Source organism: Tabrizicola sp. TH137, assembly GCF_002855575.1.
Taxonomy (GTDB): domain Bacteria; phylum Pseudomonadota; class Alphaproteobacteria; order Rhodobacterales; family Rhodobacteraceae; genus Paragemmobacter.
The window spans coordinates 776,003-789,158 of sequence record NZ_PKRQ01000002.1 but is presented as its reverse complement, the minus strand read 5'-3'; the positions used below and the strand labels follow the sequence as shown (position 1 = coordinate 789,158).

The window sequence follows — 13,156 nt, the reverse complement described above, 5'->3', positions numbered from 1 at the left end:
GGTTCTCCTTCGTCCTGCTTAACTTAAGGCGGAAAGGCAGGAATTCCAAGCGGCGGCAGCGTGGAGATCAGCGCGAGCGTCGCCCAGGCCGAAACGAGGGCCCAGGCGAAGGAGGCGAGCGTGCCGATGATGACATATTCCGACAGCTTCGCCTCTTCCCGCACGGTGCCGAAGCGGAGGACGGATTTCGCGGCGATGAGGAAGCCGATGCCTTCGGGCAGGCCGCCGAGGATCATCAGGAAGATCAGCCCGCGTTCCAACTGCCCGATGGCGCGGCCGCCATTGGGCAGACCGTCGAGCGTGATGAGGGCGGCCCAGGGGGCCATGAGATGGCCGATGGCATAGCCGCCTGCGCGGATGGTCCAGATTGCCCCGGCGATGAGGGCGAAGGCGGCGGGGAGCGCGGTGATGCTGCCCCAGAGGCCAGCGGCGAAGAGGCCGGGAAAGAGGGCGGCGGTGAGGGCGAGGGTGGCGAGATGGGCCGCCTGATCGAGGGCGAAGGCGGTGGCATCGCTGCGGCGGGAGGCGAGCTTGACCGCGTCGATGGCGGCATGGGCGGCGGCGAGGGCGAAGAGGGCGGGATGCAGGCTGCCCGTGGCGGCGAGGGCGGTGCCGAGGACGAGGCCCGCGTGGAGGGCGAACCAGAGGGGTTTGCGTTTGTTTGCGACCATGCGGTCGGGTTGCAGCAGGAAATCGGCGGCCACATGGGCGAGGAGAAGGGCGGCGAGGGTTTCAGTCATCGGTCACGCCTTCCCCTTGCCACTGGTCCCACATCTGCAAGGCGGGCGTCCAGGCCGCGATCCCTGACCCATCGAAGCGCGCCTTCCAGGCTTGCCGCGTCAGGCCCATGCGGGAGGCCCAGTCTTCCTGTGTCCGGTCCACGGGATCAAGCCATTCCGCGACGACGGCGGCCTGACCGGGGGTCCAGCGGGCAGACTGCCATTCCGCGAGGGCGAGGGTGGCGGGTATCCAGGCCGGAAGGGTGGGGCCGCCCGCCACGGCCCAGCGCCTGTTGCGCGGCATGTGGTCCAGCGCGCGGCCCGAGCGGGTGAAGGCGGTGCCACGGGCATCGGAGAGATCGCCTGTTCCGAGGTGGGTCACCGTTCCGAAACCGATGGCGATGCGGGTGGTGAGGCCCGTATCGGCGGCGGCGAGGGATGCCGTCAGAGAAAGGGCGATGCGGAGGGCGGTTTGCGGGCGATCAAGAAGGACCTGCCAGCCATCGCCCCGGAAGCGGGTGAAGCGGAGGTTGCCCGGCCACCTTTGCGCCGCCTGCTCCAGCGCGGACATGGCGGCATCGGCCTGCCGCGGCGGCAGGCTGGTGGAGCGGATCAGGTCGCCGGTGAGGACGGCATGGATGCGGTCTTGGGGCATGTGCAAAGGAAAACCCTTGCATGAGGGAAATGCAAGGGAAAAGCTTTGCGTTTCGGAAATGCAAGGGAAAAACCTTGCGTTCTGGTCACATGAAGCCGAGTTCGAGACGCGCCTCGTCGGACATCATGTCCATGCCCCATGGCGGATCGAAGGTCATCTTGACGTTGACGGATTTGACGCCTGCCAGCGGTTCGACAGCATCGGCGACCCAGCCCGGCATTTCGCCCGCGACGGGGCAGCCGGGGGCGGTGAGGGTCATGGTGATGTCCACCTCATTCTCGGGCGAGATATCGACGGTATAGACAAGGCCGAGGTCGAAGATGTTCACCGGAATCTCCGGGTCATAGACGGTGCGGCAGGCCTCCACGACGCTGTCGTAGAGGGGGTGGTCGGTGGTGGAAGGGGCGATGAGGGGCGCGCCTTCGATCTTGTCCGCAGTGGTCATGGCAATCCCGGTCGGTTGTTGAGTGAATATATAGGGATTGCGGGATGCGAGGTCCAGCCGTGTGATTTGGATCAGTTCGCCGGGAGGGGGACGGGGTCCTTGCCCGGTTCGAGCCGCCATGTGCCGTTGGCGGCGATGGTCTGCCAGTCGCCCGCGGTGCCGTCGGGCCAGAGGATGCGGATGTCGGCTTCGGTCGCGGGGCCGAGGCCGAAATGGTGGGGCACGAGGATGCCGCCGACATGGCCGCCGCCGACCTGCACCTCGCGCTGCATGATCTTGCCATCGGGGCGGCGGAGTTCGATCCAGGCGCCGATGGCGTTGCGGTTGGGGCCGGGCATGGCAAGGTCGAGCGCGATCCAGTTGCCGAGGCCGGTGGCGGTGTTGCCGCCCGTGTTGCGCCAGAGTTGCGAGGGTTCGTTGCGGTTGATGGCGATCATGTCGAGGAGGCCGTCGGCATTGAGGTCCACCAGCGCGCCGCCGCGCCCTTGCGCCATGGAGGCGACCCCGGCGGTATCGCCCGATTCCAGGAAGGTGCCGTCGGCGCGGCCGAGGAGGAGGTTGTTGGGGTCATCCTCGGCGAAGTCGGGCATGGCCCAGACATTGCCCTTGACGACATAGAGGTCCGACAACCCGTCATTGTTCACATCACCGAATTGCGCGTGCCAGGCGGTGGAGGGGCGCAAGTCGCCCCCCGTATAGGGGCGGTGGGCGGTGACGCCGGATTTCAGCGCGATGTCGCGGTAGCGGGGCAGGGGGGCGCCTTCGGCCGGAATCTCGGCCAGGGTCTGAAGCTTGTTGTCGGCCATGGAGGTGAGGAAGAACTCGGGGAAGCCGTCGAAGTTGAGGTCTTCCTGCGCGATGCCCATGCCCCAGATGCGGAGGCGCTGCCAGCCCTCGGCTTCGGTGAAAAGGCGGGGCGGTTGGCCGGGTTCGACATGCCAGAGCTGCTCTTGCCCGCCCTTGTAATATTCGCGGTCGTTGGAGACGCGCAGATCGGGGGTGCCTTGCCTGTCCCAGTCGGTGAAGAGGATGGAGAGGGCGCAGAAGCCGGGCTCCAACGGGAGGGGGGCGTCGTAGCCGGTGCCCTGGGCATTGGGGCGGTAGAGGTGGTTGGGGGTGCAGTTGCCCCAGGGGAAGGCCTCTTGCGTCCGGTCGATATAGGTGCCGATGGCAAGGGTGGGGAGGGTTGCGCCCCGTTCCCATGTGGCGGCGAAGGCGGTGGACCAGAGATCGAGCCCGTCGAAGCCCCATTGGGCGGAGGCGTCCTCGAACCGGCAGTTGCCGAGGCCGCGCATCAGCCTGTCGGGGCCGACGCGGAGGAGGGCGAGGTCGAGCGTGCCGTCGCCGTCGATATCGAGCGGGTAGGCGCCGGAGACGGAGGTTTCTTCCAGCCCGGCGGTATGGCGGGTGAAGGCGAGGGGGCCTGCGGGGGCGCTGTTGTTCACGAAGAGGGCGGCGGGGGCGGTGCCGCCGGCGGCGAAGATGTCGGGGCGGGTGTCGCCGTTGCAGTCGAAGACGGCGGTGCCGCCGCCGACCATGAATTCCCATTCGCCGGTGAAGCTGTGGGTGAAGCCTGCGGGGGCGGTTTCCTCGGTGAAGGAGGCGATGGCGGGGTCTTGCGCGAGGGCGGGGCTGGCGATCAGGGTCAGGAGGAGGGCGGCGCGCATGGAGTTACTTCCAGGTCTGGAGGGCGTTGACGAAATCGCCCACGCAGGCGCCCTGCGAGAGGCCCTGTTCGATGGCGGCGCGGAAATGGATGCCGCCATAGAGGCGGGAAATGCCGGCCTCATTCGCCGCCGCCCAGAAATCGGGGAAGTCGCGGGGGAGGAGGCCGTCGGCCTCATGCGTGCGGTCGGTGAAGGGGAAGGGTTCGCCGAGGGCGGCGGTGAGGACCTGCGCCGCCGCGCCCGACTGGGTGGAATGGCCCGACGGGTATTCCGGGAAGGGGGGCGTGTTCAGCAGCGGCTCCCATTTCGGGTCGATGACGCGGCGGATATAGGTGATGGGGCGGAGAAGGTCGTATTTGTACTTGTCGCGCCAGTTGACGATGAACCCGTCCGAGACGGCCATGCCGAGGCGGACGAGGGCGTTGACCTGTTCCTCGATCGGCATCTGGTCGCGTTCGGCGATCTGGAAGATGATCGCCACCCAATGGCCGGGCGGGGTGGGCGAGAGCATCGGGTCATCCGACCAGAAGCGGGCGATGGCGCGCTGTTCGGGGGTGAGGGACTTGGAAACCTCATAGACCTCCATCGCCTCCTTGTAGAAGGGGCTGGCCGGGTCTTCGGAATAGGCGGGGGGCGGGGGCAGGGGGCAGGCTTCGCCATCGGGCAGGGTGAGGGGGCGGTTCTTGCCCCAGTCGGGCAGGAGCGGGGCCTGCTGAAGCTGGATCAGGTTGGTGGGGACCCAATCCTGCGCTTCGCCCCCGAGCGTGTAGGTCATGGGGAAGCCCATATTCTCGATCACCGCGCCGCCATCGGATTGGGATGCGGCGATGATCGCCTCGGCCAGTGCCACGCCATAGGCTTCGGACCGGGCGAGGGTGTCGGGGTCCACCCCTTCGGCGGTCAGCGCGCCGAGCTGTTTGGCAAGCGCGGCCTTGGCGCGCTGGCCGGTGGGGCCGGTATTGGCGAAATAGACCTCGACCGCGAGGCCGAGCGCCGCGTTGAGGATGACATCCTCGTCATAGCTGGCGCCGTCTTCGCGGGGCGGGGCGGGGGGCAGGGCCGTGACCTGGCCAGAAAGCGTCTGGAGGCGGTCGCTGCCGGAGGCGGTGGCCTCATAGGCGATGAGGGCGGTATAGGCGAAGGCGCGGCTGGCGACGGGCGGGGTCTGGGTCGGCGTGTGGCGGACGAGTTCGAGGATCATGCGATACCAGGTCCCCAGAACCTCGGCCCGGTTGTCGCTGGCATGGGCGGCAGGCGCAGACAGGGCCAGGCAGAGGGCAAGGATGAGCGGCCGGGCGCGGCCGGTGATGGTGGACATGACGCCTCTCCCTTTCGTCGTCCGGCCACTGGCGGGCCGTTTGTGGGGCGCAGCGAAACATCAGTTGCGAGGGCGTCGCAAGCCTATTCATTCTCTTGAATGGGGTAGGGAATTCTTTTCTGCCGGAGGTTCAACCGGAGGTTTCCGTTCCGCGCAGGAGGCGGCGCTGGAAGGCGGGGTCGGGAAGGGCGCAGAAGCTGGACCGTCCGAACAGGGCATAACGGTTGCGCGCGACGCGGGCATAGAGCCAGTCGCGCGCAGTGCGGGGCAGGAGGCGCAGGATCTGCGTGGGCCAGCCCCAGCCGCCGAAGCGGCGGCCCGCCGCGATGACGGCGTCGAAATCGCGATGGGCGGTGCCGTCCGCGATGAAGAGCCAGCTTTCGGGATTGCCCGGCTGCATCCCGTAGTGGCGCAGGAGTGCTGCGCCGAGCGGGGATTGCACGGGGCAGATGCGGGTTGTCCCCGTGCGGTCGAGCCGGTGGATCATCCGCGCGCCCCAACTGCACAGCGCGCATTCGGCATCCATCACGGCGACAGGGGCGCTGTCGTCGAAGGGGGGGATGGCGGGGTCCGCGCGATAGGAGAAGGGATCCGGCATGCGCCGAAGGATGGCACGCGGTCAGGGGAGGGAAAGGGGCAGGATGTCGCGCCGACGTCAGAACGGGATTTCGTCATCCATGTCCGAGCGACCGCCGCCGCCGCCCGCGCCGCCGCCGAAGCCGCCGCCGCTGCGGGCAGAGCCGCCGCCTGCGCCGCCGCCGCCGGAATAGCCGCCACCGGCACCGCCGCCGCCCTGATAATCGTCATAGCCGCCGCGATCATCCATCCCCGCGCCGCCGCCTTCGCCGCGCCCGCCCAGAAGGGTGAGGTTGCCGTTATACGGGCGCAGGACGATTTCGGTCGTGTAGCGGTCCTGCCCCGACTGATCCTGCCATTTGCGGGTTTCCAGCGCGCCTTCGATATAGACGGTGGAGCCTTTGCGCAGATACTGCTCGGCGATCTTGGCGAGGGGCTCGTTGAAGATCGCCACCGAATGCCATTCGGTGCGTTCCTTGCGTTCGCCCGAGGTGCGGTCGCGCCATGTTTCGGAGGTGGCGATGCGCAGGTTCACCACCTTGCCGCCATTCTGGAAACTGCGCACCTCGGGGTCGCGCCCGAGATTGCCGATGATGATGACCTTGTTGACCGAACCTGCCATGGCGTTCTTCCCCCGAATCTGTCCTGCCCGCGGACCTTACGTCCGGGGTGGTTAATGAAAAGCCTATAGCCCTCCGGGCCGAAGCCCGCAATGCGGAGGGCCGGGTCTGCCACTTCGGTTGCAGGGGCGGGCACTGCGGGCTCTGCCCCGAGGGGGAGGGTCTGCAACCCGGGGGGCAGAGGCGGGGCCGGGCGGGCCTGTCCATCGCGGGTTGAGTGGTGCCGGGGCCTGATTGGGGGCAGATCGGTGGGGACCGGCGACCGAGGGCAAAGCCTGGTGCCGGTTCATGCAGAGCATACAGGAGAAAAAGAGATGATCCGCAAGATGACGCTGGCCGCGCTGGCCATGACCGCCCTTTCCGCCCCGATGGCGATGGCCTCGGAAGGCGCGGTGGATGCCGCCGTGCAGGAGAAGCTGACGGCGCAACTGGTGGCCGAGGGCTATGACGTGCGGCAGTTCAAGGCCGAGGATGGGCTGATCGAGGTCTATGTCGTGAAGGATGGCGACATGGAGGAACTCTGGTTCACCGCCGATCTGAAGCAGGTGGCGCATGAGGAAGGCGAGGACGAGTGATCCTTGCCGAGGGTGGGGCGGCCCCGGCCGCCCCGTCCCGTCGTGACCCGAAGATCAGGAGGATAAGAGATGCGCGTGAAGGTCTGGGATCCCGTGGTACGGCTGTTTCACTGGGCGCTGGTGGCGGCCTTTCTGGCCAATGCCTTTCTGACGCGGCCCGGCAAGGAGCTGCATCAATGGGTGGGCTATGCCGTGGCGGGGCTGATCGCGCTGCGGGTGATCTGGGGGTTCATCGGCACGCGCCATGCGCGGTTTGCCGATTTCCTGCCCGCGCCGGGGGCGGTGCTGGGGCAGGTTCAGGACATGGCGACAGGGCGGAAGCGGCGGCATGAGGGCCATTCGCCGCTGGGGGCGCTGATGATCTTCAACCTGCTGTTCACCATGGCGGGGCTTGCGGCCTCGGGCTATGCGATGACGACGGTGGCCTTCTTCGGTGTGGAATGGGTGGAGGAGGTGCATGAGATGCTGGTGGTCTGGGCGGAACTTTCGGTCCTGGTCCATGTGGTCGCGGTGGTGGTGGAAAGCCGACGGCTGGGCGTCAACCTTCCGAAGTCGATGGTGACGGGCTACAAGACATTGCCGTGAGGTGATTTGCGAGGCTCCCGTGACCCAGACCGATGCCGATATCTCGACCCGCAGCGCGCCCCGGCCGACCCCGCGTCGGCCGATGTCGCTGGTGGCGCTGATCCTGTTTCAGGCGCTGTGTTCGGCCTTCTTCGTCTTTGACGTGATCGAGGATCTGAGCCGGGGCGAAGTGCCGCTGATGCATATGCTGCCCGAGGTGGGGGCGACGATCGGGCTGTTCGTCGGCATCCTCTTCGAGGTGCGGTCGCTGATGGTGCTGCTGCGGCGGCAGGCGCATATGGAGAAATCGCTGGGCGTGGCGGCGGGGGCGCTGGCGGAGCTGATGGAGGATTACTTCCGGCAATGGGCGCTGACGCCGTCGGAAGCGGATGTGGCGGCCTTTACCATCAAGGGCTATTCCATCGCCGAGATCGCCACCCTGCGCGGATCGGCGGAGGGGACGGTGAAGACCCATCTGAACGCGATCTATCGCAAGGCGGGGGTGCAGGGGCGGGGGCAGCTTGTGAGCCTTCTGATCGAGGACCTGCTGAACGCGCCCCTGGTGCCGAAGGACGGCATGGCCGGGGCCGAGGCCCGGACTTAGGTCTGACGGGCCGTGAAGGCACTGGTCAAGGGCGGGGCAGTTCGGGTAGTGTCGCGCCGGTTGGCCCATCGGGCGGGATGATCGGGACGGAGAGATGCGGGCTTTCGCCTTGGGGTCACTGCTGGCGCTGATCGGGACGGGGCCGGGATCGGTGGCCCTTGCCGAAGGGTTGACGCTGTCGGGATCGGGGGCGTCGCGGACGGCGATCTTCGAGCGGCAGATGGACCTGCTGGATGGGCGGCTGGCCAAGCAGTATTCCGGGTCGGAACGTCTGAAGCCCAAGCGCGAGGGGGATGAGGCCGATGGCCCGCTGCCCGCCTTCCGCGGCAATTACCGGGGCGAGTTCCTGGAGGTGGCCAAGGCCGCCGCGCGCAAGCATGACATTCCCGAGGATCTGTTCCTGCGGCTGGTGCAGCAGGAAAGCGGCTGGAACCCCAGCGCGGTGAGCCCGAAGGGCGCGACGGGGCTTGCGCAACTGATGCCCGATACGGCGCGGCTCTTGCGGGTGGATATCAACGATCCGGTGCAGAACCTGGAGGGCGGGGCGCGCTATCTGCGGATGATGTATAACCGCTTCGGCTCCTGGCGGCTGGCGCTGGCGGCCTATAATGCCGGGCCGGGCGCGGTGGAGGAGCATGACGGCATCCCGCCCTATGCCGAGACGCAGAATTACGTGAAGGCGATCCTGGGGTAAGCCCGCCCGCGCAGGCGTCTGGCTGGACAAGAATTTTCGAAAATTCTTGCAAAATTCTTCGAAGAATTTTGGGGGTGGTTCCGCGGAGGCGGAACCGGGAGACGGGTGTTGGTATTGTAATGGCGGGGTGAACCCCGCCCTACTCTGCGGCGATCTTGATGACGGGTTCCATCTTTGCCAGCACCTCGTCGGGCAGGTGGCATTTGATCTGATGGCCGCCTTCGAGCATGCGGACCGGGGGGATTTCCCGGTCGCAGAGCCCGCCGGGGACCTGCGATTTCCAGCGGCAGCGGGTCTGGAAGGGGCAGCCGGGGGGCGGGTTCACGGCCGAGGGGATATCGCCTTCCAGCACGATGCGCTGTTTCTGCACGCGGGTATCGGCGATGGGGACGGCGGAGAGCAGCGCCTCGGTATAGGGGTGATAGGGGGGCGAGAAGACCTGGTCGGTCGTGCCCATCTCCACCACATGGCCGAGATACATGACCATCACCCGGTCCGACAGGTAGCGGACGATCGAAAGGTCATGGCTGATGAAGAGGAGGGTCGTCTTGTTCTTCCTCTGGATGTCCATGAGAAGGTCGGTCACCGCCGCCTGCACCGAGACGTCGAGCGCCGAGACGGGTTCATCGGCCACCACCACCTTGGCCCCGCCCGCGAAGGCGCGGGCGATGCCGACGCGCTGTTTCTGGCCGCCCGAAAGCTGGCGCGGCATGCGGTCGGCGAAGGCGCGGGGGAGTTTCACGAGGTCGAGCAGTTCCAGCATCCGCGTTTCGCGTTCCGCGTCGGATTTGCCGTAGTCGAAGATTTCCAGCGCGCGGATGATCTGGCGGCCCACGGTGGAGGAGGGGTTGAGCGTGTCGAAGGGGTTCTGGAAGACCATCTGGAGTTTCGAGATGGTGCCGGTGTCGCGCATCTGGATCGGCGTGGACTGCACATTCTCGTCAAAGAGCATGATCTGGCCGGAGGTGGCGGTTTCCAGCCCCATCAGCACCTTGGCGAAGGTGGACTTGCCGCAGCCGGATTCGCCGACGATGGCGAGGGTTTCGCCTTCGCGGGCTTCGAAGCTGAGCGTCTCATTGGCCTTGACGACCTTCTTCATGCCGCCGCCGAAGGCGGAGGAGCCGACGGAATAGTATTTCTTCAGGTCGTCGAGTTTCAGGACCACGCGGCCGATTTCGGCCTTTTCCGCCGTCTTGCCGGCGACGGCGGGTTTTGCCCAGTCGATTTCCGCCGAGCGCAGGCAGCGGGTTTCGTGGCGATGGGCGTCGGGGACATCGACCATGGGGATGTCCTGCGCGTTGCAGCGGCCTTCGACGAAATAGCTGCACCGGGGCCCGAAATTGCAGCCCGGCGGGCGTTCATGCGGCAGGGGGAAGTTGCCGGGGATGGCGACCAGCGGGCGGGAGTTCTTGTCCGCGCCGGGCAGTGGGATGGAGCGGAAGAGCGCCTGGGTATAGGGGTGGCGCATGTTGTCGAAGACCTCTTCGACATTGCCGGTTTCCACCGCCTCGCCGGAATACATCACGCAGAGCCGGTCGCACACGTCGAGCACGAGGCCGAGATTGTGCGAGATGAAGAGCATCGAGGTGCCGTATTTCTTGCCCAGATCCTTGACCAGATCGACGATGCCCGCCTCGACCGTGACGTCGAGCGCGGTGGTGGGTTCGTCGAGGATGAGGAGCGCGGGTTTCGACATCAGCGCCATGGCGATGACGATGCGCTGCTGCTGGCCACCCGAAAGCTGATGCGGATAGGCGTTCACGATGCGGTCGGGGTCGGGCAGGCGGACATCGGCGACGATCTGGCGGGCGAGTTTCCAGGCCTCGTCCTTGGCCATGCCCTGATGGATCATCGGCACTTCTGCCAGTTGCGCGCCGATCTTCATGGCCGGATTCAGCGAGGCCATGGGTTCCTGATAGATCATTGCGATTTCGGAGCCGCGGATGTGGCGGAGTTCCTCCTCGGTCATATGCGTGAGGTCGCGGCCCTTGAACTTGATCGAGCCGCCGACGATGCGGCCGTTTTTCCCGAGGTCGCGCATGACGGCGAGCGCCACGGTGGATTTGCCGCAGCCGGATTCACCCACCAGCCCCATGGCCTCGCCCGCCATCACGGTGCAGGAGAAATCCATCACGGCGGGGATTTCGCGCAGGCGCGTGAAGAAGGAGATCGAGAGGTTCTCGATTTCCAGGATGGGTTTGGACGGATCCCAGGTGGTGTCGGACATGGTGGCCTCGCGCGGGGTGGCTGGCTGCGGGACCGGGGGTTTCACACCCCCGGACCCCCGTGGGATATTTGAAGACAGAAAGTGGCAGGGCTGGGCATCGGCATCAGTCCTTCATGCTTTCTTCGCGCAGCCCGTCGGCCAGAAGGTTGAGGCCGAGGACGAGCGACATGAGGGCGACGGCCGGGACGACGGCAGGGTGGGGGGCGATGGCCAGAAGGCGGCGGCCGTAGTTGATCGTGCTGCCCCAGTCGGGGGATTCCGGCGTGACGCCGAGGCCGAAGAAGCCGAGCGTGCCGAGCAGGATCGTGGTGTAGCCGATGCGGAGGCAGAAATCGACGATCAGGGGACCGCGGGCATTGGGCAGGATCTCCCACAGCATGATGTACCAGGGGCCTTCGCCCCGGGTCTGGCCGGCGGCGACATAGTCGCGGGTCTTGATGTCCATCACCATGCCGCGGACGATGCGGAAGACGCCGGGCGAGTTCACGAAGACCACCGAGACGAAGACGTTGAGCATGTTCGGGTCCATCGACCAGACGCCGAGCGGATCGGCGTTGAAGGCGAGGCCGGAATAGGCCCAGAGCCCGAAGAGCAGGGTGAGGCCGACATAGAGGTTGCGCTTGGGCGGATTGGTGAAGAAGCGCGAGTTGAAGAGGATGGTGAGGAAGATCACCGGGAAGATGAAGAGCAGCGCCGCCAGCACGATGGGGATGCCGGTGACGCGGATTTCGGGCGTGACCAGCAGGTAGAAGAGGAGGATCACGGGGAAGGCGAGGACGAGGTTCGACAGGAAGCTGAGCGAGCTGTCGAGCTTGCCACCCAGGTAGCCCGCGGGCAGGCCGAGGGTGATGCCCACCATGAAGGCCACGACCGTGGCGGCGGGGGCGATCTTCAGCACCTCGCGCGCGCCCATGACGACGCGGGAGAAGACGTCGCGGGCGAGGTGGTCGCCGCCGAGAAGGTAGTAGGGATAGGCGCCTTCGACCGGATCGGCGAGGGGCGAGCCGGGGACAATGTTCTTCATCCCCGAAAGCTGCGCCAGCGGGTCATGGGTGATGATCCAGTCGGCGAAGAGGGCGGTGAAGACCCAGAACATCACAAGGCCGAAGCCTGTCATCCCGACCGGGCTGTCGAAGATGCGGCCGTAGAGGCCGAGGCGGCGCTTGAACTGGATCGAGAGGGCGAAGACCGCGATCAGGCCCACCCAGACGGGGAGGAGCTGGGCGGCGATGCGGGCGAGGATGGAGCCCCAGGAGAGTGCGTCTTCCATGCGTGGTCCTTAGGCGAGCCGGATGCGGGGGTTCAGGAAGACGTAGCCGATGTCGGAGATCAGCTGCGTGACGAGCACGACGAAGACGGCGACGACCGAGCAGGCGAGCAGCGTGTCGATGTCGTTGTTGCCTGCGGCCTGCACCAGCGTCCAGCCGAAGCCCTTGTAGTTGAAGAGCGTCTCGACGATCACGACGCCGTTCAGGAGCCAGGGGAATTGCAGCATGATCACCGTGAAGGGGGCGATCAGCGCGTTGCGGAGGGCGTGTTTCATCACGACCTCGCGGAAGGAGACGCCCTTGAGGCGGGCGGTGCGGATATATTGCTGGGTCATCACCTCGGTCATCGAGGCGCGGGTCATGCGGGCGATGTAGCCGATGCCGTAGAGGGCGATGGTCATCACGGGGAGGAAGAAGTTCCAGAAGGTGATGTCTTCCATCGCGGAGGTGGCGGTGCCGGGGAAGAGCGTCTTGCCTTCGATCCAGCCGGCCTCGGCCAGGATGGGGGAGATGCCGGCGGTGGCGGAGGCGAGGAGCGCGATGAGGATGACGCCCGAGACATATTCCGGCGTTGCGGTGGTGGTGATGGCGAAGGTGGAGAGGACGCGGTCGGTGCGGCTGCCTTCGCGCATCCCCGACAGGACGCCGAGAAGGAGCGAGGAGGGCACCATGACGATCATCACCCAGAGCATCAGCCAGCCGGTGGCGCCGAGCGAGCGGGCGAGGACTTCGGTCACGGGGGCCTTGAAGACGGTGGAATAGCCCCAGTTGCCCTGGAGGATGCCGCAATGGCTGGGCGCGGTGGCGGGGTCCTGGCCTTCGATGATGCAGCGGCCGGTGATCTTGCCGTCTTCGTTGGTCCGGGTCCAGCCGGGCAGGGCGCCCAGCCATTCGCCATAGCGCATGAGGACGGGGCCGGTATGGCCGTTCTCTTCCAGCCAGCTTGCGACGGCTGCATCATCCATCCTGACCGATGCCTCGGACTTTGCCAGCTTCTCGAGGTTGGGCGGCAGGTTCGTCATGTAGAAGACGATGAAGGTCAGCGCGAAGGCGGTCAGGATCATGACGCCGATGCGCCGCAGCACGAACGAGAGCATGGCTCATCCTTTCCCGGTGAGGGGGCGAAGGGCACGGAATCGCGGGAAGCGGGTGGTCCCGACGGCTCCGGGGACGGCGGCGGAGGATGCGCGGGGGACAGGCCCCCGCGCATCGGATCAGGCCCTG

14 protein-coding genes are annotated in these 13,156 nt (G+C 66.6%); 4 read left to right on the top strand and 10 right to left on the bottom strand.

The genetic code is table 11. From position 1 onward, the window contains the following. Nucleotides 1–23: 23 nt before the first annotated feature. The 7 genes from C0V75_RS24055 to ssb form a co-directional block, all read right to left on the bottom strand. Entirely contained in the window at nucleotides 24–740 is a 717-nt protein-coding gene (locus C0V75_RS24055) for a DUF3307 domain-containing protein (protein WP_101920581.1), read from the bottom strand. Then, complete coding sequence (locus C0V75_RS09255) at nucleotides 733–1,374, bottom strand: hypothetical protein (protein WP_101920580.1); 642 nt, start codon at nucleotides 1,372–1,374, stop codon at nucleotides 733–735. The genes C0V75_RS24055 and C0V75_RS09255 overlap by 8 nt, the downstream gene beginning before the upstream one ends. An 85-nt stretch (nucleotides 1,375–1,459) precedes the next feature. Further along, on the bottom strand, nucleotides 1,460–1,819 hold the full coding sequence (locus tag C0V75_RS09250) for an SUF system Fe-S cluster assembly protein (RefSeq protein WP_101920579.1): 360 nt from the start codon (nucleotides 1,817–1,819) through the stop codon (nucleotides 1,460–1,462). Nucleotides 1,820–1,890: 71 nt separating this feature from the next. Further along, nucleotides 1,891–3,486: a CRTAC1 family protein gene (locus C0V75_RS09245; protein ID WP_101920578.1), complete on the bottom strand. Its 1,596-nt coding sequence runs from the start codon at nucleotides 3,484–3,486 to the stop codon at nucleotides 1,891–1,893. Nucleotides 3,487–3,490: 4 nt separating this feature from the next. After that, a complete protein-coding gene (locus tag C0V75_RS09240) occupies nucleotides 3,491–4,804 on the bottom strand; it encodes a vanadium-dependent haloperoxidase (protein WP_101920577.1) in 1,314 nt (437 codons plus the stop codon). A 130-nt stretch (nucleotides 4,805–4,934) separates the two neighbouring features. Continuing rightward, nucleotides 4,935–5,402 carry a thiol-disulfide oxidoreductase DCC family protein gene (locus C0V75_RS09235; protein ID WP_101920576.1) on the bottom strand — a complete coding sequence of 156 codons (468 nt, stop codon included), beginning with the start codon at nucleotides 5,400–5,402 and terminating at the stop codon, nucleotides 4,935–4,937. Nucleotides 5,403–5,459: 57 nt separating this feature from the next. Then, nucleotides 5,460–6,002 (bottom strand): single-stranded DNA-binding protein, encoded by a 543-nt coding sequence (gene ssb / locus C0V75_RS09230; protein ID WP_101920575.1) that lies wholly within the window; start codon nucleotides 6,000–6,002, stop codon nucleotides 5,460–5,462. 312 nt (nucleotides 6,003–6,314) lie between these two features. On the opposite strand from ssb, the gene C0V75_RS09225 reads away from it, so the two are divergent. The 4 genes from C0V75_RS09225 to C0V75_RS09210 all read left to right on the top strand — a co-directional run bounded on the left by C0V75_RS09225 (nucleotide 6,315) and on the right by C0V75_RS09210 (nucleotide 8,437). Further along, nucleotides 6,315–6,575 (top strand): PepSY domain-containing protein, encoded by a 261-nt coding sequence (locus C0V75_RS09225; RefSeq protein WP_101920574.1) that lies wholly within the window; start codon nucleotides 6,315–6,317, stop codon nucleotides 6,573–6,575. Between the two features lie 69 nt (nucleotides 6,576–6,644). Further along, complete coding sequence (locus tag C0V75_RS09220; RefSeq protein ID WP_101920573.1) at nucleotides 6,645–7,160, top strand: cytochrome b/b6 domain-containing protein; 516 nt, start codon at nucleotides 6,645–6,647, stop codon at nucleotides 7,158–7,160. 19 nt (nucleotides 7,161–7,179) lie between these two features. Then, nucleotides 7,180–7,743 carry a helix-turn-helix transcriptional regulator gene (locus C0V75_RS09215; protein WP_254216416.1) on the top strand — a complete coding sequence of 188 codons (564 nt, stop codon included), beginning with the start codon at nucleotides 7,180–7,182 and terminating at the stop codon, nucleotides 7,741–7,743. Between the two features lie 94 nt (nucleotides 7,744–7,837). After that, nucleotides 7,838–8,437, top strand: a complete 600-nt coding sequence (locus C0V75_RS09210) for a lytic transglycosylase domain-containing protein (RefSeq protein WP_101920572.1) — start codon at nucleotides 7,838–7,840, stop codon at nucleotides 8,435–8,437. A gap of 139 nt (nucleotides 8,438–8,576) precedes the next feature. Here the strand turns inward: C0V75_RS09210 and C0V75_RS09205 are convergent, their stop codons facing one another. The 3 genes from C0V75_RS09205 to C0V75_RS09195 all read right to left on the bottom strand — a co-directional run bounded on the left by C0V75_RS09205 (nucleotide 8,577) and on the right by C0V75_RS09195 (nucleotide 13,029). After that, nucleotides 8,577–10,664 (bottom strand): ABC transporter ATP-binding protein, encoded by a 2,088-nt coding sequence (locus C0V75_RS09205; protein ID WP_101920571.1) that lies wholly within the window; start codon nucleotides 10,662–10,664, stop codon nucleotides 8,577–8,579. A gap of 103 nt (nucleotides 10,665–10,767) precedes the next feature. After that, nucleotides 10,768–11,934, bottom strand: coding sequence for an ABC transporter permease (locus C0V75_RS09200; RefSeq protein ID WP_101920570.1), 1,167 nt, complete (start codon nucleotides 11,932–11,934; stop codon nucleotides 10,768–10,770). 9 nt (nucleotides 11,935–11,943) lie between these two features. Next, entirely contained in the window at nucleotides 11,944–13,029 is a 1,086-nt protein-coding gene (locus tag C0V75_RS09195; RefSeq protein WP_101920569.1) for an ABC transporter permease, read from the bottom strand. Nucleotides 13,030–13,156 lie beyond the last annotated feature (127 nt).